20 protein-coding genes and 1 pseudogene are annotated in these 22,073 nt (G+C 72.7%); 10 read left to right on the top strand and 11 right to left on the bottom strand.

From position 1 onward, the window contains the following. Nucleotides 1-33 precede the first annotated feature (33 nt). Both ku and ligD read left to right on the top strand, forming a co-directional pair. Entirely contained in the window at nucleotides 34-1,041 is a 1,008-nt protein-coding gene (gene ku / locus BM093_RS05585) for a non-homologous end joining protein Ku (RefSeq protein WP_093338217.1), read from the top strand. Nucleotides 1,042-1,079: 38 nt separating this feature from the next. Next, nucleotides 1,080-3,632, top strand: coding sequence for a non-homologous end-joining DNA ligase (gene ligD, locus BM093_RS37065; RefSeq protein ID WP_245773325.1), 2,553 nt, complete (start codon nucleotides 1,080-1,082; stop codon nucleotides 3,630-3,632). 10 nt (nucleotides 3,633-3,642) lie between these two features. Here the strand turns inward: ligD and BM093_RS36545 are convergent, their stop codons facing one another. Further along, a complete protein-coding gene (locus BM093_RS36545; RefSeq protein WP_218162676.1) occupies nucleotides 3,643-3,963 on the bottom strand; it encodes a hypothetical protein in 321 nt (106 codons plus the stop codon). Between BM093_RS36545 and BM093_RS38320 the strand changes: the two are divergent. Continuing rightward, nucleotides 3,962-4,828, top strand: a pseudogene (locus tag BM093_RS38320) (TetR/AcrR family transcriptional regulator); the annotation flags it as partial. The gene BM093_RS36545 and the pseudogene BM093_RS38320 sit on opposite strands and share 2 nt — an antisense overlap. Nucleotides 4,829-4,990: 162 nt before the next feature. Here the strand turns inward: BM093_RS38320 and BM093_RS05560 are convergent. From BM093_RS05560 to BM093_RS05530, 7 genes are all read right to left on the bottom strand, one after another. After that, nucleotides 4,991-6,403 carry an MFS transporter gene (locus BM093_RS05560; RefSeq protein ID WP_218162675.1) on the bottom strand — a complete coding sequence of 471 codons (1,413 nt, stop codon included), beginning with the start codon at nucleotides 6,401-6,403 and terminating at the stop codon, nucleotides 4,991-4,993. Nucleotides 6,404-6,502: 99 nt separating this feature from the next. After that, nucleotides 6,503-7,456 (bottom strand): 2Fe-2S iron-sulfur cluster-binding protein, encoded by a 954-nt coding sequence (locus tag BM093_RS05555; RefSeq protein WP_093338214.1) that lies wholly within the window; start codon nucleotides 7,454-7,456, stop codon nucleotides 6,503-6,505. Between the two features lie 16 nt (nucleotides 7,457-7,472). Next, entirely contained in the window at nucleotides 7,473-8,219 is a 747-nt protein-coding gene (locus BM093_RS05550) for an SDR family NAD(P)-dependent oxidoreductase (RefSeq protein ID WP_093338211.1), read from the bottom strand. Then, nucleotides 8,216-8,752, bottom strand: coding sequence for an aromatic-ring-hydroxylating dioxygenase subunit beta (locus BM093_RS05545; protein WP_093338208.1), 537 nt, complete (start codon nucleotides 8,750-8,752; stop codon nucleotides 8,216-8,218). Before BM093_RS05545 ends, BM093_RS05550 begins: the two co-directional genes overlap by 4 nt. Continuing rightward, complete coding sequence (locus tag BM093_RS05540) at nucleotides 8,745-10,022, bottom strand: aromatic ring-hydroxylating oxygenase subunit alpha (RefSeq protein ID WP_093338205.1); 1,278 nt, start codon at nucleotides 10,020-10,022, stop codon at nucleotides 8,745-8,747. The genes BM093_RS05545 and BM093_RS05540 overlap by 8 nt, the downstream gene beginning before the upstream one ends. After that, nucleotides 10,019-10,417, bottom strand: coding sequence for a hypothetical protein (locus BM093_RS05535; protein ID WP_093338203.1), 399 nt, complete (start codon nucleotides 10,415-10,417; stop codon nucleotides 10,019-10,021). Before BM093_RS05535 ends, BM093_RS05540 begins: the two co-directional genes overlap by 4 nt. Before the next feature lie 31 nt (nucleotides 10,418-10,448). Beyond that, a complete protein-coding gene (locus tag BM093_RS05530; protein ID WP_093338200.1) occupies nucleotides 10,449-11,627 on the bottom strand; it encodes an acyl-CoA dehydrogenase family protein in 1,179 nt (392 codons plus the stop codon). Nucleotides 11,628-11,790: 163 nt separating this feature from the next. Between BM093_RS05530 and BM093_RS05525 the strand changes: the two genes are divergently transcribed. The 4 genes from BM093_RS05525 to BM093_RS05510 all read left to right on the top strand — a co-directional run bounded on the left by BM093_RS05525 (nucleotide 11,791) and on the right by BM093_RS05510 (nucleotide 15,468). After that, nucleotides 11,791-13,329, top strand: coding sequence for a PAS domain-containing sensor histidine kinase (locus BM093_RS05525; protein ID WP_093338198.1), 1,539 nt, complete (start codon nucleotides 11,791-11,793; stop codon nucleotides 13,327-13,329). Between the two features lie 99 nt (nucleotides 13,330-13,428). Further along, nucleotides 13,429-13,926 (top strand): flavin reductase, encoded by a 498-nt coding sequence (locus BM093_RS05520; RefSeq protein WP_245773323.1) that lies wholly within the window; start codon nucleotides 13,429-13,431, stop codon nucleotides 13,924-13,926. A 43-nt stretch (nucleotides 13,927-13,969) separates the two neighbouring features. Continuing rightward, nucleotides 13,970-14,218 (top strand): hypothetical protein, encoded by a 249-nt coding sequence (locus tag BM093_RS05515; RefSeq protein ID WP_093338654.1) that lies wholly within the window; start codon nucleotides 13,970-13,972, stop codon nucleotides 14,216-14,218. Continuing rightward, nucleotides 14,215-15,468 carry an amidase family protein gene (locus BM093_RS05510; RefSeq protein ID WP_245773322.1) on the top strand — a complete coding sequence of 418 codons (1,254 nt, stop codon included), beginning with the start codon at nucleotides 14,215-14,217 and terminating at the stop codon, nucleotides 15,466-15,468. Before BM093_RS05515 ends, BM093_RS05510 begins: the two co-directional genes overlap by 4 nt. Nucleotides 15,469-15,478: 10 nt before the next feature. Here the strand turns inward: BM093_RS05510 and BM093_RS05505 are convergent, their stop codons facing one another. The 3 genes from BM093_RS05505 to BM093_RS37840 form a co-directional block, all read right to left on the bottom strand. After that, nucleotides 15,479-16,108 carry a response regulator transcription factor gene (locus BM093_RS05505; RefSeq protein ID WP_093338193.1) on the bottom strand — a complete coding sequence of 210 codons (630 nt, stop codon included), beginning with the start codon at nucleotides 16,106-16,108 and terminating at the stop codon, nucleotides 15,479-15,481. Between the two features lie 2 nt (nucleotides 16,109-16,110). Further along, nucleotides 16,111-16,683, bottom strand: a complete 573-nt coding sequence (locus BM093_RS05500; RefSeq protein ID WP_093338190.1) for a nuclear transport factor 2 family protein — start codon at nucleotides 16,681-16,683, stop codon at nucleotides 16,111-16,113. Between the two features lie 229 nt (nucleotides 16,684-16,912). Further along, complete coding sequence (locus BM093_RS37840; protein WP_093338188.1) at nucleotides 16,913-17,851, bottom strand: AraC family transcriptional regulator; 939 nt, start codon at nucleotides 17,849-17,851, stop codon at nucleotides 16,913-16,915. 146 nt (nucleotides 17,852-17,997) lie between these two features. Between BM093_RS37840 and BM093_RS05490 the strand changes: the two genes are divergently transcribed. From BM093_RS05490 to BM093_RS05480, 3 genes are all read left to right on the top strand, one after another. After that, nucleotides 17,998-19,236 (top strand): cytochrome P450, encoded by a 1,239-nt coding sequence (locus BM093_RS05490; RefSeq protein WP_093338652.1) that lies wholly within the window; start codon nucleotides 17,998-18,000, stop codon nucleotides 19,234-19,236. Between the two features lies 1 nt (nucleotide 19,237). After that, nucleotides 19,238-20,263: a 2Fe-2S iron-sulfur cluster-binding protein gene (locus BM093_RS05485; RefSeq protein ID WP_093338185.1), complete on the top strand. Its 1,026-nt coding sequence runs from the start codon at nucleotides 19,238-19,240 to the stop codon at nucleotides 20,261-20,263. Nucleotides 20,264-20,605: 342 nt separating this feature from the next. Next, the gene (locus tag BM093_RS05480; RefSeq protein ID WP_177238285.1) at nucleotides 20,606-22,006 is read left to right on the top strand and encodes an HNH endonuclease; all 1,401 of its coding nucleotides are present in this window, start codon (nucleotides 20,606-20,608) and stop codon (nucleotides 22,004-22,006) included. Nucleotides 22,007-22,073: the final 67 nt, after the last annotated feature.

The following is a 22,073-nucleotide window of genomic DNA, read 5'->3' as shown; positions in this document are numbered from 1 at the left end:
ACGCCGGTACGGACGACGACGAGGAGGCGGACCGTGGCCAGGGCGATCTGGACGGGAGCGATCACGTTCGGGCTGGTGTCGATCCCGGTGGGGCTGTTCACCGCGACACAGGACCACACGGTGCACTTCCACCAGTTCCAGCGGGGGACCTCGGACCGGGTGCGCAACCAGCGGGTGAACGAGCGCACCGGCGAGCAGGTGGACCGCGACGAGATCGTGAAGGGCGCCGACGTCGGCGGGGGCGAGCACGTCGTCGTCGACCCCGCGGAGCTCGACGAGATCGCCCCGGGTCGCTCGCAGAGCCTGGAGATCTCCGACTTCGTCGACCTGGCCGAGATCGACCCGCTGTACTTCGGGCGCACCTACTGGCTGGCACCGACCGGCGACGGCGACGCCGGCCCGTACGCGTTGCTGCTGGCCGCGATGACCGGGACGAACCGGGCCGGGATCGGGACGTTCGTGATGCGCGGCAAGGAGTACCTGGCCGCGATCCGGCCGGACCGCGACGTCCTCGCCCTGGAGACCCTGCACTTCGCCGACGAGGTCCGCGATCCGCGCGCCGAGCTAGAACACCTGCCCGAGCCGCGCCGCGGTACCCGCGACGACCGCGAGCTCGACATGGCGACCCGGCTGATCGAGTCGATGAGCGTGCCGTGGGAGCCCGAGCAGTACCACGACTCGTACCGCGACCGGGTCGAGCAACTGATCGAGGACAAGCGCCGCGGCCGGGAGGTCGTGGCCGAGGCCGCACCGCCCGAGCCGACGGAGATGTCGGACCTGCTGGAGGCGTTGCAGCGCAGCGTCGACGCCGCCCGCGACGGCGGGCGGAAGAACGACGGCCGCTCCCGGAGCGCACGCTCGTCGGCCGCCGGTCGCCACCACAACGCGAACGGTGCCCACACCGCGGACGACGGAGCCGGCACCGACCCGGGTTCGGCGACCAAGGCCGAGCTGCAGCGGATGGCCCGCGACCTCGACGTCCGCGGGCGCTCCTCGATGAACCGCGACGAGCTGGCCGACGCGGTGCGCCGGGCGTCCTGAGGGGCGGGACGGCCGGCCTGCCCGGCCCGGTGTCGCCGATGCTCGCCGTGGCCGGCCGGCCACCGGCCGGTGCGGGGTGGGCCTTCGAGTTCAAGTGGGACGGCATCCGCGCGGTCGTCGCGGTGGACGGTGACGACGTGCGGATCACCTCCCGCAACGGCAACGACGTCACGACGTCCTATCCGGACCTCGCGGGCGGGCTGCACGGTGACCGGCCGCTGCTGCTCGACGGCGAGATCATCGCCTCGGACGCCGCCGGCCGGCCCGATTTCGGGTTGCTCCAGCAACGCATGCACGTCACCGCGCCGGGCGAGCGGCTGCTCGAGCAGGTCCCGGTCTCCTTCCTCGTGTTCGACCTGCTCGTCGACGGCGACGACGATCTGACCGGCCGCTCCTACGACACCCGCCGCGAGCGCCTGGCGGCGTCCGGTGTGGACCGGTGGCCGCGGGTCTCGGTCCCGGCGGCGTTCACGGACGTCCCCGCCCCGCAGCTGCTGCAGGTGGCCGGGGAGAACGGTCTCGAGGGGATCGTGGCCAAACGCCGCGACGCCCGTTACGAACCGGGCCGGCGCTCCGCGGCCTGGACCAAGACGGCTCTGCTGCGCACCCAGGAGGTGCTGGTCGGTGGGTGGAGCCCCGGCTCGGGCCGGCGCAGCTCGACGGTGGGCTCGCTGCTGCTCGGGGCCTACGACGAGCAGGGCGGGCTGCGCTTTCTGGGGCACGTCGGCACCGGGTTCACCGACACGATGCTGCGCGACATGCTCGAGCGGCTGGAGCCGCTGCGCCGCCCGGACAGCCCGTTCGACGAGACCGTCCCGCGCGAGCACGCGCGGCGGGCCCGCTGGGTCGATCCCCGGCTGGTCGGCGAGGTCGAGTACCGCAGGCTGACCACGGAGGGGCGGCTGCGGCACGCGGCCTGGCGCGGGCTGCGGCCCGACCGGGCCCCCGACGAGGTCCGGCTCGGTGCCGGGGCCGAGGCACCGGCACCGGCACCGGACGAGCGGCTGGCGCGGTACCACGCCACCCGCGACCTCACGGCCACCCCGGAGCCGGCCGGTGGCTCCGCCGGTCCCGGTCCGCCGGTGTTCGTGGTGCAGCGGCACCGGGCGAGCCGGCTGCACTACGACCTGCGTCTCGAGGTGGACGGCGCCCTGGCGAGCTGGGCCGTGCCGCGGGGGCCGACGCTCGACCCCGACGTGCGCCGGACGGCCGTGCGGGTCGAGGACCACCCGATGGACTACGCCGGGTTCGAGGGCGTGATCCCGTCCGGCCGGTACGGCGGCGGCTCGGTGATCGTCTGGGACCGCGGGACGTGGACACCCGCCGACGGCACCGACCCGGCCGAGGCGCTCGGGCGCGGTGAGCTGCACTTCGACGTGCACGGCGAGAAGCTGGCCGGCCGGTTCGCGCTGGTCCGCCGCGGCTCCGGGTCCCGCGGCGGCACGGGCACGGAGCAGTGGTTGCTGGTCCACAAGCACGACGACTACGCCGCGCCGGGGTGGGACGCGGAGGACCATCCGCGCTCGGTGCTCAGCGACCGCACCACCGACGAGGTCGCCGCGGCGCCGGCGGCGATGTGGCAGGGGCAGGCTCCGGCCCGGCACGCCGAGGTCCCGCTCGGGCCGCGGGCGGACTCGGCGGGCGCCCCCGTCGCCGAGGAGGAGCTGGCCGCGCTGGACGCCCTGGGGGCCAAGGGGACCTGGACCGTCGGCGGTCACGACGTGGCACTGACCAACCTGGACAAGGTGCTGTTCCCGGGCACCGCCGACGAGCCGCCCACGACGAAGCGCGACCTCGTGCGCTACCAGGCGAGGATGGCGCCGTACCTGCTGCCGTACCTCGCCGGACGCCCGGTCAACCTGCACCGCTACCCGGACGGCGTGGACCGTCCCGGGTTCTGGCAGAAGGAGGTGCCCGGCCACGCCCCCGACTGGGTCCGGCGCTGGCACGACGTCGACGCCGACCCGGAGGAGACCCAGTGCTACGCGGTGCTCGACCACGTCGCGGCCCTGGTCTGGGCGGCCAACTACGGCGCGGTCGAGCTGCACCCCTGGACCTCCCGGCTCCCGCAGGTGCACGAGCCGACCTGGGCCCTGATCGACATCGACCCCGGCGCCCGGACCGGGTTCGACGACGTGCTGGTCCTGGCCCGGCTCTACCGCACCGCCCTGCAGCACCTGGAGCTCGAGGCGGCGCCCAAGGTCACCGGGCAGCGGGGGGTGCAGATCTGGGTGCCGATCGCAGCCGGCTACACCTTCGACGAGACCCGGGCGTGGGTGGAGCGGCTGTCCCGCGCCGTCGGGCGCATCACGCCCGAGCTGGTGTCGTGGGAGTGGCACACCGACAAGCGCCGCGGCCTGGCCCGGCTCGACTACACGCAGAACGCGATCAACAAGACCCTGGTCGCGCCGTTCAGCCCCCGGCCCGCACCGCACGCGCCGGTCTCGGTGCCGGTGACCTGGGACGACCTCGACGACCCGGACCTGCGCCCGGACCGCTGGACCGTGCGCACCGCGCCCGGGCACGTCGCGGAGGCGGGCGATCCTCTCGCCGGTCTGGTCGGGCTCGCGCAGCAGCTGCCCGCCCTGTGAGGCGCACCACTCACAGCCCCGCAGCGGCCCACAACGCCGCCAGCGCGTCGTTCACCAGGTCGGCCTGCTGGGTCTGCGGGTAGTAACCCGGCACGACCTGCAACCGGCCCCCGGTCCGGCGCGCGACCGCGCGAGCGGTGACGGTGAGCGGCTCCCCCGCGTGGCGGCGGTAGTCCTCCGGCGCTCCCGCCCAGTCGCCGACGACGACCAGGATCGGCCAGGGTGCGGCGGCGAGGGCGGCCACCGGCACGTCCGCGTCCCAGCAGGGCCGCTCGGTCATCGCGGACGCGGCCGCGCGCAGCCGCCACGGCGTCGGATCGGGAACGGGCATGCCGACCGCCTCGGTCGCGAGGCGCAGGAAGTCCCCGGCGGACAGGTCGGCGGGCAGCGATGCCGTCGAGGCCGGTTGCGGCGCAGCACCTCGGCGACGACGGGGTCGTCCTCGGCCACGCGCAGGCAGCCGGGCTGGATCAGGCACAGCGACCGCACCAGGTCGGGACGGGCCGCGGCGGCCGGCATCGCCCCGACCGCGCGTAGGAGTGCCCGACCAGGTGCGCGCCCGTGCCGAGCGCCTCGACGACGTCCGCGGCGTCCTGCTCGTAGTCGGTCCCGTGGGTGCCGGCGCAGTCCGGGCTGCGCCCGTGCCCGCGCCGGTCGAGCAGCCGCAGCCGGTGCCGCTCCGCCAGCGGCCGTTGGTTGCCGAACCCGTAGAGCGGGTCGTCGCCCCAGCTCAGCACGCCGTGCACGAACACGGCCGGCGGGTCGGCCGCGTCCTGTCCCCACTGGTCGCGCCGACCGTCGCGCTGCTGGACGCCCACGGGCTGGAGGGCGTCACCATGCGCCGGGTCGCCACGGAGCTCGGTGTGACGGTCGGCGCGCTGTACTGGCACGTCGCCGGCCGGGACCAGCTGCTCGAACTCGCCCTCGACGCCGTCCTGGGCGACCTCGTGGGCGACAGCGGCACCGGGTCGCCGGCACCGGACTGGCGCGACGACCTCGCGGCCCGTGCACACCGGCTGCGCTCGGTGCTGCTGGCACACCCCTGGGCCGTCGGGCTGCTCGGGCGGCTGCCCAACACCGGTCCGCACGCCGTCGCGGCCGCGGACGCGCTGCTCGCGGTGGCCGGACGCGCGGGCTTCCCCTCCCCGGACGACGTGCTCGCGGCCCTGCACGACCACGTCGTCGGCGCGGTCGTCGGCCAGCAGGGCCGGCACCACGCCGCGGAGCGCTACGCCCGGCCCGGCGCGGTGCCGGAGCGGGGCGGCGGCAGGGACATCGACGCCGCCTGCGACCGGCGCTTCGAGTTCGGCCTGGGCTGCCTGCTCGACGGCCTCGCCGCACGGCTCCAGCGGAGCCGGTCAGGCCGGTCCGGCGGAGGCGTAGCGCTGCTGGAGCCGGGTCCCCGTCCGGTCGGGACGCAGGAACATCAGCGCCACCACACTGGCCACGAGCAGCACCGCACCGGTCAGGGCGAAGCCGTGGTGCAGACCTGCTGCCATGGACGCGATCGCGTCCGGATTCCGCTGCTCTCCGGCTTCGGGCGCGCGGTATCCGGCGGCGTCCATCAGCAGGCCGATGACGAACGGCGAACAGATCGCCCCGATGGAGGCGACCCCACCCAGGACCGCCATCACCAGACCACGCTGGGCCGGCGCGACCGTGTAGGCCAGCGCGCTGGGCAGCATCGGGTAGATGATGGCGCACCCGGCAGCGACGGTGAGCAGGACGACGGCGAGCGCGCCACCCGTGGCGGGCAACAGCAGGAACGCGGCACCGGCGATCACGGATGCGGCACCGAACGGGACCGCGATCGCGGCGCGCACGCTCGCCCCGCGACGCATCAGGGACCGGCCCAGCACCCCCAGCCCGAGCAGCAGTCCTGCCCCGAACAGCCACGGCAGTGTGGAGACGATGCCGACCTCGGCAAGCGTCAGCCCGATGACCCCGGTCAGGTACTGCGGTGACCAGGTCGTGAGGAAGCCCTGGGTCCAGAAGTTGCCGAACCCGCCGAGCACCGCGGCGGCGAACGACCCGCTCAGCAGCAGGGCACGCACCGGCACCACACGCTGACCGTCGAAACCGGACGCGGCTGCCTCGTCCTCCGGGGCCGTCGCAGCGGGCTCCTCCGGGCGGGCCCGGCGAACCGAGAACGGCCCGTCCGACCCGACCAGCAACCAGACCAGCGCCCAGACGATCCCGACGATGCCGAGCACCCCGAACGCCCATCGCCAGCCGAAGGCGACGATCACCCAGGCCAGCGCCGGCGCGGCGATGACCGGCCCGAGAGCCGAGCCGGCGGCGACCAGGTTGCTGGGCAACGCCCGGTCCTGCGGGGCGAACCAGCCGTGCACCGAGGCGAGCGACATCGCCGTCGCCGGGCCCTCCGCGCCACCGAGCAGGATGCGGGTGACCAGCAGCACCGCTGCACCGCCACCGAGCAGCATCGGGAACTGCATCACCGCCCAGAACACGCCCATCGCGAGCAGGATCCAGCTGACGGAGACCCGGCGGGACAGCAGCCCGACGCCGAACGAGACCACGGAGTAGAGGAAGAAGAACGCGCTGCCGATGAAGCCGAACTCGACGGCGGAGATGCCGAGCTCCGGCATGGCCTCCCCGGCGACGAGGCCCAGGACCGCCTTGTCGGCGAAGGCGATGATCTGGAAGACCACCAGCATGGCGGTGACCGTCCAGGCACGACGGTTCATCCGTCCGCCCTGGACCGCGTCGGTCAAGGTCCCGGACCCCGGCCGGCTGAGCGAGGTGGACATCGTTTCTCCAATCGGACGAGGCCGACCGGCGTCGCTGCCGGTGAGCCGTGGTGGGACGTCGTTGTCGGCCACAGCGGCCGAGGAGAGTGGAACGGGCCGTCAGTAGAGTTCGATCGTCAGTCGGGCGGTCTTCGCACGGGAGACGCACAGCGCCATCCGGTCGTTCGCCGCCCGGTCGGCCACGGACAGGCAGTTGTCGCGGTGGTCGGGCACCCCGTCGAGAACACCCGACACGCACGAGCCACAGATCCCCTCCTCGCACGAGGAGAAGACGTCGATCCCGTTGTCGCTCAGCACGGAGAGGATCGACCGGTCGGCCGGGACCTCGAACTCCTCACCGCTGTCGAGCTCGACGGTGAACGCGGTGCCCCCCTCGGTGTCGATCTCGGCGGCGACGAAGCTCTCGGTGTGGACGTGGTCGGCGCCGACCACGTCGCCCAGCACCGCACCGACCTGGTCCATGAAGGGGGCCGGCCCGCAGGTGTAGACGTGGCTGCGGGCGCTCAGCCCGGTGCCCGACGCCCCGAGCACCGCCGGCTGCTCCTCCGGCGACAGCCCGAGGTGCAGGTGCACCCGGTCGCCGAACTCCTCCTCGAGCAGATCCGCGAACGCGGCTTCGGCCCGCGACCGCGCGAAGTAGAGCAGGGAGAACTCGGCTCCATCGCGGTGCAGGGCATAGGCCATGCTGAGCAGCGGCGTGATCCCGATCCCGCCCGCGACGAGCAGGTGCCGGTCCGCGTCCGGCGCGACGGCGAGCAGGTTGCGTGGTGACCCGATCTCCAGGGCGTCGCCCACCGCGGCCTCGTGCAGCGCCACCGAACCACCCCGCGAGCCGGGCTCACGTTTGACGGCGATCAGCAACGACGCCGGGTCCTCCGGCGGGCTGCACAGCGAGTACTGGCGCAGCACCCCGGTCGGGCCGACGACGTCGACGTGTGCACCCGGCTCGTAGGGACCGAGCGGGGCCCCGTCCTCGGCGACCAGCCGGAGGCTGCGGATGCCGGTCGCCTCCTCGGTGACCTCGCTGATCCGGACCGCGATCGTGGACGGCATCGGATGCTCCTTCTCGTCAACGCAGGTAGAGGCCGCCGTTGGCGTCCCAGCACGAACCGGTCACCGAGACGGCGTCCGGTGAGGCGAGCAGCGCGACCATCCGCGCCACGAACGCCGGGTCGCCGAGCCGGCCGACCGGGATGCTCGCCCGCAGCGCGTCCACGCCGTCCTCGCCGAGCACGGCACGGACGGTCTCGCCCTCCTGCGGGCCGGGCGAGACGGCGTTGACCGTGACCCCGCGCGAGGCGAGGTCGCGGGCGAACACCTTCGTCGCGGTGAGCACCGCGCCCTTGGACGCGGCGTAGTGCGCGCCGGTGGCGGTACCCCCGTTCTGTCCCGCCAGCGACGCCATGTTCACGATCCGGCCGTAGCCCTGCTCGGCCAGGTGCGAGCCGAAGGTCTGGCAGAACCGGAACGTGCCCCCGAAGTTCACGGCCGTGACCTCGTCGAGCTCGTCCGGGCCGATCTCCATCACCGGTGTCGCCCGGGTGCGCGCGGCATTGTTGACCAGCACGTGCACCGCGCCGAAGGCGTCCAGGACCCCCTGCAGCAGGTCGGCCGGTGCCGCACGCTCGGCGACGTCCGACCGGACGCCGCAGGCGGTTGCCCTCGAGGGGTCGAGCTCCGCGGCGAGCGCGTCGGCACCGGCGCCGTCGATGTCGGCCACGACGACCCGGTACCCGTCGGCGTGCAGCCGGCGGACGATCGCCTCCCCCAGCCCACGCGCTCCCCCGGTGACGACCGCGACCTGTGCGGAGCTCACAGCAGGAACCCCGCGGCCGGGACCGCGGACTCGCTGTCCACCAGCCGGACCACCTTCTGCACGACGGTGTCACCGGCCGGGCCGTCGGCCGCGAGCCGGATCCGGTGGGTCAGGTCCGCCGCCCAGATGTCGTGCCGACCCCGCTTGTAGGCGATCAGCACCTGCGCCGACCGGATCACGACCTCGGTGTCGCTCACGGTCTCCGGGACGAACCGGGAGACCGTGCGGACCGTGCGGGCCGCGTCCACCGCGGCGATCGCGTACCCCTCGGTCATCCGGGTCACGCGCATCCGCCGCATCCGGGCGTCGTCGTAGATCATGTTGAGGACGTCGTCGAACTCGTCGATCTCCGGATCGATCGGCACCACGTAGGTGCCGTCTGCGGCGTACAGGCCCTCCCAGGCCAGGTACGCCCGCCGGTCGAGCAGCTCGGCCTCGCGCCAGACCAGGTCCACGGCCCGAGCGACCCTCGGATCCGTGGTGGGGATCGGGGCGATCCCGGGCGCCGTTTCGCCGGTCACGGTCTCAGTCATCGCCCATCATCGCCTTCCACCGGCCGTACGCGGCCCGCATGCCGGTCTCGTCGGTCACGTGCCCGGTCGGCCAGCCCTCGGGGCTCGGCTTCTCCCGGGCGAGACCCCGGTTCACCATGATCGGCATCTCCGGCGCGGCGCCGGCGCCGCGCTGCACGCGGTCCCAGCCCTCGGCGTCGTCCGGGGTGCCGAACCCGAACGGACCCTGGAAGTGCTCGTGGATCCGCAGCCGGGCGCGGTTGACGGCGTCGAGTTCGGGCGGGCCGTCCGGGCCGATCGCGATGTGCTCGATCTGGGTCTCGCCGACCGAGATCGGCCGCAGCACCCGGAAGAACGCCGCCGACATCGACACGTTGGGAAAGAGGTTGAGGTTGAACCCGGTGCCGTGCATCGCCCGCACGACCTTGCGCACCCCGGGCGGGTCGATGCTGCGGGACAGTTCGGCGACGAGCTCGTCGAAGCGGGCCTGCAGGGGCTCGGAGCCGTCGTCGGCGTCGAGGTCGGAGTGTTCGGGCACCATCTGCATGACGCTGTGCCCGTGACCGAGGTCGTGCGTGGTGCACTCCGGGTCGGTCATGAACGACATCATGTCCGCGGTCTCGGCGTCGACCGACGCCATCCAGGAACGGTGCACGATCGGGAAGTGGTAGCCGTCGGTGGTGTTCTCCAGCTGGATCTTCCAGTTCCCCCGGAAGGTGAACCGGTGCCGGCCGAGCACCTTGATCGGGTAGCCACCCCCCTGCTTCATGAAGCGGTCGATCCACAGCCGGGCGTCACCGAGGAAGTCCTCGAGCGGCTCCGCACCCTCGTCCAGCGTGGCGAAGATCATTCCGCCGTAGGACTCGGTGCGCAGCCGGCGCAGCGACAGGTCGCGCTTCTCCAGCACGCCCTCGTACCCGTCCGGGTACGGGACCCCGCGCAACGAGCCGTCCAGCCCGTAGGACCACGCGTGGTACGGGCAGGTGAACCCGTTGACCTGCCCGCTGGGCTTCTCGCAGACGCTCGCCCCGCGGTGCCGGCAGCGGTTCAGCAGCGTGCGCACCGTGCCCTTGCGGTCCCGGGTCACGATGACCGGCTGGCGGCCGACGTGGGTGGACTTGAACGAGCCCGGCTTCGGCAACTCGCTGTCGTGGGCGACCCAGATCCAGGAGCGTTCGAAGATCCGGGTCATCTCGAGTTCGAACAGCTCGGGGTCGGTGTAGAGCCGCCCGGCCACCCGGTCGGTGCGGACCAGGTCGGCGGGCGCGGTGCCGACGACGTCCTGGGTCATCGCGCGGTCTCCTTCTCGCTCGGCATCGCCACGTCCTCGCGCACGGTGAGCGCCCGGCCCATCCGGGCCTCGATCCTGGCGAAGCGCCACAGCCGCACCTCGCCGTCGTCCACCGGGGTGGTGCGGAACAGGTTGCAGGCCGCCTTGACGGTCTCCTGGGTGTCGACGTCAGCCAGCAGGTAGCAGGTCCACGGCCAGCCCTCGGACGGCCCGACCATGTGTGAGTCGTCGTCCATGTCGCCGATGAACTCCACACCGGGCAGTGACTTGATGCCATCCATCATGGACACGAACGCCTGCCAGACGTGGCCGTGCGTGATGCCGTCGGTCGGCAGGTCGAAGAAGTTCTGGTTGATGCCGATGCAGAACAGCACCCGGAGGGGCTGAGCGGTCATGCGGATCTCCTCGTGGTGGTCGGTGCGCCGGTCAGCGGAAGCCGGGGCTGGTCGGTGGGAGTCCCATCAGGACGGCCCCGGCCGCGTCGTAGATCGCCGGTCCGAGGAAGGCGTGCTGCTTCGGGACCAGGGCGTCGCCGGAGAGACGCTGGAGCGGGTGTGTGGTGGCGATCGGAGCGGTCCCGGAGATCTCGACGAGCGTGCCCACCACGTCCGAGGACGTCTTCGCGAGATGGGCCGAGGCCAGGCGCAACTCTGCGTTCTGCTCATCGGTGGCCGGGTCACCGGCCAGCACCCTCGTCCAGACCTGCTCGCTGACCTCGTAGAACCACGCCCGGGCCGAGCGCAGCGTCGCCTCGGCGCGGGCGACCTCCGTGCGGTAGTACGACCGGTCGGCGAGCTTCGGCGCCCCGGTGACGCCGGTGTACCCGCCACCGATCTCCCGCGCGTGGTCGAGCGCGGTCCGGGCGACCCCCGCGCCGACCACCGCGAGCACCTGGGCCGCGTAGGCGATCGTCGGGTACCGGTAGAGCGGCTCGTCGACGGTCGGCTCGCCACCGCGCACGAACGTCCACTCGCGAGGGACCTCGACCCCGTCGACGACCAGGTCGAACGACCCCGTCCCACGCATGCCGACGACGTCCCATTCCGGAACGATCTCGACCTGATCGGGCCGCAGCACCGCGGTCCGCGGTTTGCCGCCCGACTCCTCGTCACCGGGCAGGCCGACGCCGAGCAGGTCGGCACCCATGCACCCGCTAGCGAACTTCCAGCGACCGGCGACCCGGTAGCCGCGGGCGGTCTCCGCGGCGCGCTGCGGCGGGAACAGTGCCCCGGCGAACGCGATGTCGGGGCCCGCGGCGTAGATCCGCTCCTGGGTCTCCAGGGGCAGCGCCGCGAGGTAGATCAGCGCGGAGCCGAAGCTGGCGACCCACCCGGTCGAGCCGTCGACCTCGGAGATCCGCTCGATCCGGCGCAGGAACTCGGCGGGCGGCAGCGGCTCCCCGCCGAACCGGGCCGGCGTGGCGGCACGATAGATCCCGGTCCGCTTGAGCCGGCCGACGAAGTCCTTCGGCACGTGGCGCAGCTCGCGGAACTCGTCACGTCGCCCGGCCAGCTCGGTGAGCACGTCGTCGAGGGCGGCCTCGGCGTCGCCGGACTCCCCTGCCTCCGGGAGGGGCCGGGAAACCGGTTCCTCGATGCGGAGCATCTGGTTCCTCCTCGTCCTCGTGGCCGATGTACGGGAGCGAGGCTAGGAACGGGGGCGCGCATTCCGGAATCAGAACCATCCCTGCCCGGATAGGGGTGTTCCGGTCGACGGGTAGGGGTTTCCTTCAGCCCGCAGCGGCAGCAGGCCGTCCTACGCTGGACCGATGTCGGTGGACCCGCACGCACCCGAGATCGTCGCCGGGGATCTCGTCGCCCTGATGAACGCCTCCCGGACGTGCGTGCTGGTGCACGACGCGGCGTCCAAGGACATCCTGTGGGCGAATCCGGCCGCCTGCGAGCTGTTCGGATGGAGCGTCGACGAGCTCCGCCCGCTCAAGGCCAACCACATGAGCAGCACCGCGCCGCAGTACCACCGGGTGCTCGGCCGGGCCTGGCTGCAGGAGGCGGTCGACCAGGGCACGAGCCGGATCGAGTGGCACTACCGCACCCGCTCCGGGCGGGTGGTCCCGACCGATGCGCTCGCCGTCCGGGTGGAGCTGGCCCAGGGCCCCGCGGTGATGGTCCAGCTCCGCGACATCGAGCGGGAGCAGGCCACCGAACAGGCGCTGCGCCGCACCACGTCGTCGATCGACGCGCTGGCCCGCTACACGTCGACGATCGCGCTCACCCTCGACGCGGACGGGATCGTGCGGTTCGCCACCGACACCGCGCTGGCCCTGCTCGGGATCACACCGGACGAGCCCAGCGAGCATTTGGCCCGGCTCGGCAGGCTGCTCCTCGGCGGGCGGGCCGTGACCTGGGACGCGTTGCTCGCCCACGCCGACCCGACGGTCGAGGTCGGGCTGGAGGTGACCCGTGCGGGCGACGAGTCCGTCTGGCTGGAAGGGACCCTGGAACGGCTGGCCGACCAGGGCGACGACGGCCTGCTCATGATCCTGCACGACGTGTCCGGGCGGGTACACCGGCAGGTGCGGCGCGAGCGCGAGCTGCAGCGCGAGAACTACCTCGCGCGCTACACCGCGATGGGCGACATGGCGATGGCGATCGCACACGAGCTCGGCCAGCCCCTCGCCGCGGCCGGCAACTTCCTGGCCGGCTCCACCCGGCACTCGGGAGCGCTCGAGGCCTCCGGGACGCTCTCGCACGAGGCTGCGGAGCAGCTGCGGTACGGGATCGGCAGCGCCGTCCGCCAGATCGAGCGGGCCAGCGAGATCGTCTCCGCGGTACGGGCGTTCGTCGGCCACCTCGAGCAGACCCAGCAGATCCTCGACCTGCGCGAGGTCGTCCGCGAGTGCTCGTACTTCATCCGGTTGCGGGCCGCCGAGCCCGGCGTCGAGGTGGTCGAGCACTCGTCCCCGGAGCCGGTACCCGCCCGGTGCGAGCGAGTGCTCACCGGCCAGGTCCTGCTGAACCTGTGCTTCAACGCGGTCGACGAGATGGCCCGCTGCCCGGCCGGCGACCGCCGGCTCGACATCGCCGTCGGCGTGCGCGGCGGCGAGGCCGTCGTCACCGTGGACGACCGCGGCCGGGGGCTGCCTCACGACCCGTTCGCCGAAGCCTTCACCTCGAAGGAGCAGGGCAGCGGGATCGGGCTGGCGCTGAGCTACCGCATCATCACCCGCCAGCACGGACGGATCTGGGCCGAACCCCGCGAGGGCGGAGGTTCCCGGTTCGGTTTCGCCCTCCCGCTCGCCGACACAGGCCCCAAGGACAGTGGACCCAGCGGTTCCGGGATCGCGTAGGGGAAAGCCTCAGCGGAAACGGAGGATTCCTCGATTCCACGCGCCTGCGGCGCAGACGTACGTTCTCCGCACCCACCGATCACCGCCAGGAGTGCAATCGTGTCCGAACAGACCAGTTCCCGGTCCGATTTCCGGTCCGCCATGACCAACCTGTCGGCCGCGGTCACCGTCGTCACGACCGACGGGCGGCGTGGCCGGGCCGGGATGACGGTGAGTGCCGCATGCTCGGTCACCGACTCCCCGCCGACCGTGCTCGTCTGTGTCAACCGGTCCAGCCGTTCGCACGACGTGCTGGTGGGCAACGGCCGGCTCTGCCTCAACGTCCTCGGCCGTGAGCACGAGGCCCTCGCGATGCACTTCGCCGGGGCCACGCGAGTGCCGACCGCCGAGCGGTTCACCGACGAGCGGTGGGATCTGGGCACCTACGGCGTCCCGGTCCTGCGGGGTGCGGCGGCCGCCGTGATCGGAACCGTGCGGCACCGGCGCGAAGCCGGGTCGCACACCGTGCTGTTCGTCGACGTCGAGCAGGTCCGCACCGACGACGACGGCGGGGCGCTGGTGTACTTCCGGCGCCGCTTCCACGAGATCAGCGCCTGAGGAGGGGACGATCGTGGGCCAGGATCCCGACGAGGGTCACCGCATGACCTTGACCTGCTACAACGACACCCACGGCTACGGGTGGCGGCACGTGGACCTGTTCGTGCACGACGGCGCCGGACGCGAGGTGAACTGGGTGCACTGGCAGGTCCCCGGGGACGGCCCCGAGGCAGCCGACCGGGTCACCGCGACGGTCGAGCCGACGCTGCACCGCACCTCCGAATGGCGTCACGGCATCAGTGCGAGCGGGATGGACTACTGGGTCGCCGACGCCGCGTGGAGCGACCGGTGAGCGCCGCGTACCGACCCTGGCCGCTGCGCGAGCTGGTCACCGGGCTCACCACCGCCGCGACCACTCCGGCGGAGGCGCTCGACCGGGCCCGGCGCCGGATCACCGCCACCGATTCCGAGCTGCAGGCCTGGGTCGTGCCTCCCGGCCCGGAGCTCATGCCGGGCCCGGCGACCGGCCCGCTCGGTGGTGTGCCGATCGGGGTCAAGGACATCATCGACGTCACCGGTAGCGCGACCCGGTGCGGCTCCGCGCTGCGTGCCGGTGCGCCACCGGCCGACGCCGACGCGGCGATCGTCACGGCCTGGCGGGAGGCCGGTGCGATTCCCGTCGGCAAGACCGTGACCACCGAGTTCGCCTACTTCTCCCCCGGCCCGACGGACAACCCCGCGGCCCCCGGCCACACTCCGGGCGGGTCGTCGAGCGGGTCCGCCGCGGCCGTCGCAGCGGGACACGTACCGCTGGCACTCGGGTCGCAGACGGCCGGTTCGGTGACCCGCCCCGCGTCGTTCTGTGGTGTGGCCGCGCTGGTGCTCGGCCACGGCCGGCTCCCGGTCGACGGCGTGACCGGGCTGAGCCCGAGCCTGGACAACCACGGCGTGTTCGCCGCCTCCGCCGACGACCTCGCCCTCGCGTTCGCCGCGCTCACCGGGGAGCCGGAGGCCCCCCGGTCGTCGGCGCCGCGGCTGCTGTTCTGGGACGCGGGCTCCGCCCCACTGGAATCGCGGATGCAGGAGGTCCTGCACGCCGTCCGCGACCGGCTGACCGCGGCCGGCGCCGCAGTGGAGGCGCTGCCCGCCCCGGAGCGAGTGGACGAGCTCACCGCCGCCCACCCGGTGATCATGGCGGCGGAGGCCGCCGTCGAGCGGTCGGCCGAGCTCGCCCGGTCCGGGGAGCTGAGCGTGCAGCTGGCCGAGCTGCTGCACCACGGCGCCGGCGTCACGGACACCGAGCTCCGCGCCGCCCGCTCGGTCGCCGAACAGGGGTACCGGTGGCTCGCGGGACTGCTGACGGAGTTCGACGCCGTCGTCGGGCCGGCCGCGCTCGGCGCGCCGCCGGCCGGGCTGCACGCCACCGGCGACCCGCTGCTCAGCCGGCCGTGGCAGGCGGCGGGGATGCCGGCGCTCACCGTCCGTGGGCCGAACAGCCCCGACGGTCTTCCCCGCGGCATCCAACTCGTCGGCCTCCCACGGGCGGAAAGCACCCTGCTCGCGACCGGCCGCTGGGTCGAGGCGGTACTGCGCGATACCTGAGCGACGTCGATCAGACCTCGACCCGGTGCAACAGAACGTCACGCACCAGCGCGCCGAGGCTCTCCGAGCCCGTCTTGGCCTTGATCCGGGCACGGTGCACGTCGATCGTCTTCACACTGGTGCCGAGCCGGCTCGCGACGGCCTGGCTGGCCATACCGTCGATGACCAACCGCAGCACCTCGCGTTCGCGCTGGGTCAGGCCCTCGAGCCGGCCTTGCACATCGCTGCGAGCAGCGTGCGCGGTGAAGCGTTCCCGCGCGTCGACCTGCTGCTTCTGGACGACCTCCAGAATGCGCTGTGCCTCGTAGGGCTTCTCCAGGAAGTCGACCGCGCCCTGGCTCAACGCCCGGACCGACATCGGGATGTCACCGTGGGCCGAACAGAAGATGACCGGGGCCGGGTAGTCACGGGCCGCCAGCTCCTCCTGGAGCTGGAATCCGCTCATCCCGGGCATGCGGACGTCGACGATGACCACCGCCGGCTCGGCCGGGTCGAACTCGGCGAGGAAGGTCGGCGCATCCGGATAGTCGAGCGCCTGGATGTCGACGCTGGCGAGCAGGAACTTCAGGGAGTGCCGCAGGTCCTCGTCGTCATCGACGATGTGCACGACGGGTGCGGGATTCGGCTCGACGGCGGTCATGGTCAGGGCCGCATGAGGACCGAGGCGGACGGGAAGTCGCTCGCCCAGCCCGCCTGCAGCGGTGCCACGAACACGTTCTCGGTACGGGTCCGTGAGATCTTCCAGGTGCCGTCGACCTTGCGGAAGGAGTTGTTGAGCCGGCTCGACCGCAGCAGGGCCGTGCCGTCGGAGAACAGCCACGGCTGCATGTGGATCCACTGCCCGCTGGCCGTGTCCCCGGTGCCCTCGTCGACGTGGATCTGTTCCGAGGTGAGGTAGTGCGCGTTCAGGATCAGCGCCGGATCACGCTTCTGTCCCCAGAACGACACGAAGTGCGCCCGCACCGCGTCGGCTCCCTCCGCACGCCCGAACTGTCCGTCGTAGTACTCGCCGACACCTTCCCAGATCGCGTCGTCGGTGTAGAGGTCCATGACCAGGTCGATCCGCTCCGCGTCGTCGGCGACACCGTGCTCCGGGAGCGGGGTGTCACAGAGGAACATGTAGCGGGCCTGTAACCGGCGGATCGCGGCCTCGGCCTCCAGCGTCTCGACCCGGCGGGTCAGGGCCGCCAGCGCGGCGGTGGTCTCGTCGGTCATGTCCGTCTCCTCCCGGGGCCGTCCGATCGAGACAACACCGAACGGGCAGGGCGCTTCCATCCGGACTACACGCAGCCGGCGTAAAGGAATCCCGTACGTCGATGCGGCCTTCGCGGTCGCGGGACACGGTCGGTCGGGGACACAGTCGGGCAGGGACACGGTCGGTCGGGGACACAGTCGGGCAGGGACACGGTCGGGCGGGAGATCCGTCCGGCCGCGGAGCGGAAACTCAGCGGCGCGCGTCCGACGGCGAGCAGCCGTAGCGCCTGCGGTAGGCCGCGGCGAACCGGCTCGCGCTCGAGAACCCCCAGCGCGCGGCCACGTCGGAGACCGACAGCCCGTCGTTCTCGAGGTCGGCACGGGCGCGCTGCAGCCGGACGCCGACGAGGTGCTCGGTCGGCGAGCACCCCACCCACTCCCGGAAGCCTTCCTGCAGACGACGCACGCTGGTCCCGGCCAGCGCCGCCATGTCCGCGGCGGCCCACGCCCGGGCCGGGTCGTCCCGGATCGCGTCGACCACCCGCCCGATCGCCCGCGGGCGTGCCACCGGCCGCGCACCGGGGTCCGGGCAGCTCGCGAGCAGGAAGCCGGTCGTGACCGCGCTCGCGAGCTGCTCGCGCACCACGGGCTGGTCCTCGAACAGCCGGGGGCCACGCAGGTGCCCGGTCAGCCCGCTGACCAGCCGGGACCAGTCCCGGGCCGCACCGGAGTCCAGCGTGAGCTGCTCGGGCAGGTTCGCACCGGCGCTCACCGGTTCGGCGGCGAGGGTCCGCTCGGCCTCCCGGTCCAGCCAGTCGCGGTCGAACTTGACGCCCAGCACCGTGCACGTGGCGTCCCAGTGGCTGATCAGGGACGGGGTGTCGGCCCGGAAGACGGTCGCCTGCCCGGTCACCGAGGTCACCGGACCGTGCCGGCCCCGGCTCTCCAGGTGGCCGGTGAGCGGGAGGTTCACCTCGTACGCGCCGGGATAGTCGCACTCGACCTGCACGTCGGCGCCCCAGCCGACGTATCCGATCAGCACCGGGCCGAGGTCGAGGGTCTGCAGCGTCAGCCGAGGGTCACCACGGCCGTCGCCGGACACCGTCAGCTCGTGCGGGAAGTACGCGTCCGCCACCGACTGCGAGACATGGTCCCAGTCACGGGGCGTCGCACCACGCCGTGCGGGCATGCCCGGGATTCTAACCGACCGGCTCGCATCCGCCGATCTCCCGCGCATTCCGTACCGCCGCCGCGCAGAGCGTGTCGTCCCGGCCGCGTCCGCGACCTACGTTTCCGCCGATCCTCCCGGACGACGTAGTGAAGGAGATCGCGTCGATGACGACGACGAGCGAGAAGCCCGCCACGCCGGACCTGGCGTGGCTGGACGACATCACGATGACTGAGCTGGAGCGGAACCCCTACAAGGTGTACGAGCGGCTGCGTGCCGAGGCACCGCTGGCCTACGTGCCGGTCCTCGGGTCCTACGTCGCGTCGAACGCCGAGATCTGCCGCGAGATCGCGACCAGCCCGGACTTCGAGGGCGTCATCACCCCGGCCGGTGGCCGCACGTTCGGGCACCCGGCGATCATCGGCGTCAACGGTGACATCCACGCCGACCTGCGGGGCATGGTCGAGCCCGCGTTGCAGCCGGTGGAGGTGGACAGCTACGTCGAGGACCTGGTCCGCCCGATCGCCCGCCGCTACCTGGAGCAGTTCGAGAACGACGGTCACGCCGATCTCGTCTCCCAGTACTGCGAGCCGGTCAGCGTCCGGTCCCTGGGTGACCTGCTGGGGCTGCACGACGTCGATTCGGACACGCTGCGCGACTGGTTCGCCAAGCTCAACCGGTCCTTCACCAACGCGGCGATGACCGAGGACGGCGAGTTCGCCAACCCGGAGGGCTTCGTCGAGGGCGACCAGGCCAAGGCCGAGATCCAGGCCGCGGTCGACCCGCTGATCGACAAGTGGATCGCCGAGCCCGACGAGACCAGCGCGATCTCACGCTGGCTGCACGACGGCATGCCACCCGGGCAGACCCGCGACCGCGAGTACATCTACCCGACCATCTACGTCTACCTGCTCGGCGCCATGCAGGAGCCCGGGCACGGCATGGGGTCCACGCTGGTCGGGTTGTTCGGCGAGCCCGACCAGATGGAGCAGGTCGTCGACGACCCGGCACTGATCCCGCGGGCGCTGTCCGAGGGGATGCGCTGGACGTCGCCGATCTGGTCGGGCACCGCCCGGATCAGCACCGGGCCGGTCACCGTGGCCGGGATCGACCTGCCCGCGAACACGCCGGTGATCCTCTCCTACGGCTCGGCCAACCACGACACCGGTCTCTACGACGCACCCACCCGGTTCGACTTCCACCGCCCGCCGCTGCCGCACCTGGCGTTCGGCGCCGGCACCCATGCGTGTGCCGGCATCTACTACGCCAACCACGTCATGCGGATCGGCCTGGAGGAGCTGTTCGAAAGCATCCCGAACCTCGAACGCGACACCTCGTCGGACGTCGACTTCTGGGGCTGGGGTTTCCGCGGGCCGACCAGCCTGCCCGTCACCTGGGAGGTCTGACGTGGGCTTCACCGCAACCGTCGGCGGCCGGAGTGTCGACTGTGCGGAGGACCAGCCGGTCCTCGACGCCTTCCTGCGCGCCGGGATCTGGATGCCGAACTCCTGCAACCAGGGCACGTGCGGCACCTGCAAGCTGCGGGTGGTCAGCGGTGAGGTCGACCATCGCAGCTCGCCGGCCGACACCCTGACCGACGACGAGCGGGCGGCCGGGCTCGCGCTGGCCTGCCAGGCCCGGCTCCGCTCGGACGCCGTCGTCGAGAGCACCGGAGCGGTAGGCGGACGGGCCACGCATCCGTTGCGCGACCTCACCGCCACCGTCCTCGAGGTCGCCGACATCGCCCGTGACACGCGGCGGGTCCGGCTCGGCCTGCCCGAGCCGCTCGCCTTCGACCCGGGTCAGTACATCGAGCTCACCGTGCCCGGCACGGACCTGCGGCGGCAGTACTCCCTGGCCAACACCGCCGACGAGGACAAGGTCCTGGAGCTGCACGTGCGACTCGTCTCGGGCGGGGCCGCGACCGAGGGGTGGCTCTTCGACGGCCTGGCCGTCGGCGACCGGATCGAGGTCACCGGGCCGCTCGGGGACTTCGTGCTCCCGGCGGCGGAGGAGGACGACGGCGGGCCGATGGTGCTCATCGGCGGCGGCACCGGCCTCGCCCCGCTGCTCGGCCTGGTCCGCACCGCGCTCGCCCGCCACCCGCAGCGCGAGGTGCTGCTCTACCACGGGGTCCGCGGTGCCGAGGATCTCTACGACCTCGACCTGCTGGCCGAGCTCGCCGAGGTGCATCCGGGTTTCACGTTCGTGCCGGTGTTGTCGCACGAACCCGCTCCGGACGGCACCGGGTATCGCACGGGCCTGCCGACCGACCTCTTCGTCGACGACGTCGCGTCGGCCCGGGGCTGGTCGGGCTGGTTGTGCGGGCCGCCGGCGATGGTGGAGGCGGGAGTGAAGGCGTTCAAGCGGCGTCGCCTCGCGCCGCGCATGATCCATCGGGAGAAGTTCACCCCGGCCGACGCGCTCGGGTGAGGTGAGCAGCCGGAAGCTCCGGCGGAACACGGCTTCCACCGGGGCTTCCGGCGCGGCGGCGGGCACCCGCCGGCACGGTCGATCACCGGTACCCGACCGTCGGCTCGGCGTCGCCGGTGACGCTGTTCGGCCCGGCGCTGACGCTGGGCGCCACCCTGGTCCGGACGGTGCGACGGGTGTCCTGCGGCCGATGCCGGCCCGCACGCCGAACGGTCGGTTCCGTGCGCCCGGTGACCCCAGTTCGTACTGGAGACGACGCACGCCACAGCGGTAAAATCGAACACATGAGCGAAGATGTGGTCGTGTCGGCAAAGCCCACGGCAGAGCCCCGGCAGCGGCCCCTTGGTCGTCGCCGACCCGTGCCCGCACGGCATCCCCGCCGACCTGTGCGCGGTGCTGTGCACCGACACCCCGTCAGCGATCGCCACCGTGGACCCGGGCCGTCCCGTCGGGTACGCGCTCGCCCTGGACTGCCACCTCGCCGGCACCGCACCACACCGGCTCGGCGACATCCAGCTGCTCGACGTGATCGACGGTGCCGAACGGCTGGAACGCTGGATCACTGCACTGCGCACCCGGATGATCGGAGTGTTCGCCGCGCGACACCCGCCCGGCAGCAAGGCCGCGCCACCGGGCGCCGACCCCCGCGCGATCGCCCCGGTGAGCCGGTGGCTGCCCGACCAGCTCGCGATCGTGCTCGGCGTGTCCATCGAAGAAGCCCGCGCGCTGCTGGCCGGCGCGCTGCGGTTCGTCCAGGTCCTGCCCGCCACCCTCGCCGACTGGGAGGCCGGGCGCATCGACGAACGCAAGGCCGCCACCATCGCCCAGCGCACCGGCGTGCTCTCCGACGAGCTCGCGCGCGAGGTCGAGGCGGCGATACTGCCCGGTGCCGCACAGGCACACCAGCGCCTGCTACGCGACCGGCTGCGCCGCGCGATCGCCAAGGCCGACCCCGAAGGCGCGAAACGCCGCCACGAGAAGGCCAAGGCCGACCGGCGGATGTCGATCAGCCGCGGCGAGGACGGCATGGCCTCCCTGTACCTGGGCGGCACCGCCGAACAGACCGAGGCGTCCTGGCAGAGCGTGGACCGCCTCGCCCGCGCCGTGGGGCAGGACGACCCGCGCACGCTCGCCCAGAAGCGCCTCGACCTCGCCCACCAACTGCTCCAGGGCACCCTGACGATCACCGACCTGGGCAGCGTGCGCACCGCCGTGGACAGCGTGCTCGCCGCCGCGGCCGCCAGTACTGGCACCGCCGCGGGCCCCGGGCCCGCCGATACAGGCGCGGCGGGCGCAGCGATCCCGGCAGAGATGGTGGCCGAAGCCGTCGCCCAAGCGCTGCAGCACAAGCCCGACCCGAACGAGGTGATCGGGCGCAAACCACTGATCCACGTGGTCGTCTCCCTCGACACCCTGCTCGGCGGCGACCGCCCGGCCGAGATCGTCGGCCACGGCCCGATCCCGGCACTGACCGCCCGCGCCCTGGCCGCCGGCGGAGTATGGAAACGACTCGTCACCGACCCTCTGTCGGGCGCCCTGCTCGATCACGGCCGCACCACCTACAGCCCACCCGACGGACTCGCCGACCACGTCAAGGCCCGGGACGTCATCTGCCGCGGCGCGCTGTGCAGCAGATCTATCCGCGAACTCGACCACCACATCCCCTGGGCCGGCGGCGGCGAGACCAACGAGGAGAACCTGTACGGCTTCTGCCAACACGGGCGTGTCATGGCAGGTGTGTAAGCCATGGGTGGGCCAAGATCGACCGCAGTGATCAACACAGCGGTCGGGAAGGACACCCACGTGAGCG

It is taken from the genome of Pseudonocardia ammonioxydans (assembly GCF_900115005.1).
Taxonomy (GTDB): Bacteria; Actinomycetota; Actinomycetes; order Mycobacteriales; family Pseudonocardiaceae; genus Pseudonocardia; species Pseudonocardia ammonioxydans.
Note: the sequence above shows the minus strand (reverse complement) of the source record. Positions and strands in the feature narration are given on the sequence as shown.

Excerpts from the sequence above, each read along its gene's own strand:
- BM093_RS05555 (WP_093338214.1), bottom strand. The coding sequence starts at position 7,456 with ATGCCGTCCACGATCGCGGTCCGGATCAGCGAGGTCACCGAGGAGGCG.
- BM093_RS05505 (WP_093338193.1), bottom strand. The coding sequence starts at position 16,108 with ATGACCGCCGTCGAGCCGAATCCCGCACCCGTCGTGCACATCGTCGAT.
- BM093_RS05490 (WP_093338652.1), top strand. The coding sequence starts at position 17,998 with ATGACGACGACGAGCGAGAAGCCCGCCACGCCGGACCTGGCGTGGCTG.
- BM093_RS36545 (WP_218162676.1), bottom strand. The coding sequence starts at position 3,963 with ATGCCCGTTCCCGATCCGACGCCGTGGCGGCTGCGCGCGGCCGCGTCC.
- BM093_RS05540 (WP_093338205.1), bottom strand. The coding sequence starts at position 10,022 with ATGACCCAGGACGTCGTCGGCACCGCGCCCGCCGACCTGGTCCGCACC.
- BM093_RS05545 (WP_093338208.1), bottom strand. The coding sequence starts at position 8,752 with ATGACTGAGACCGTGACCGGCGAAACGGCGCCCGGGATCGCCCCGATC.
- BM093_RS05530 (WP_093338200.1), bottom strand. The coding sequence starts at position 11,627 with ATGCTCCGCATCGAGGAACCGGTTTCCCGGCCCCTCCCGGAGGCAGGG.
- BM093_RS05515 (WP_093338654.1), top strand. The coding sequence starts at position 13,970 with ATGACCTTGACCTGCTACAACGACACCCACGGCTACGGGTGGCGGCAC.
- BM093_RS05525 (WP_093338198.1), top strand. The coding sequence starts at position 11,791 with ATGTCGGTGGACCCGCACGCACCCGAGATCGTCGCCGGGGATCTCGTC.
- BM093_RS05560 (WP_218162675.1), bottom strand. The coding sequence starts at position 6,403 with ATGTCCACCTCGCTCAGCCGGCCGGGGTCCGGGACCTTGACCGACGCG.
- BM093_RS05535 (WP_093338203.1), bottom strand. The coding sequence starts at position 10,417 with ATGACCGCTCAGCCCCTCCGGGTGCTGTTCTGCATCGGCATCAACCAG.
- BM093_RS37840 (WP_093338188.1), bottom strand. The coding sequence starts at position 17,851 with ATGCCCGCACGGCGTGGTGCGACGCCCCGTGACTGGGACCATGTCTCG.
- ligD (WP_245773325.1), top strand. The coding sequence starts at position 1,080 with ATGCTCGCCGTGGCCGGCCGGCCACCGGCCGGTGCGGGGTGGGCCTTC.
- BM093_RS05500 (WP_093338190.1), bottom strand. The coding sequence starts at position 16,683 with ATGACCGACGAGACCACCGCCGCGCTGGCGGCCCTGACCCGCCGGGTC.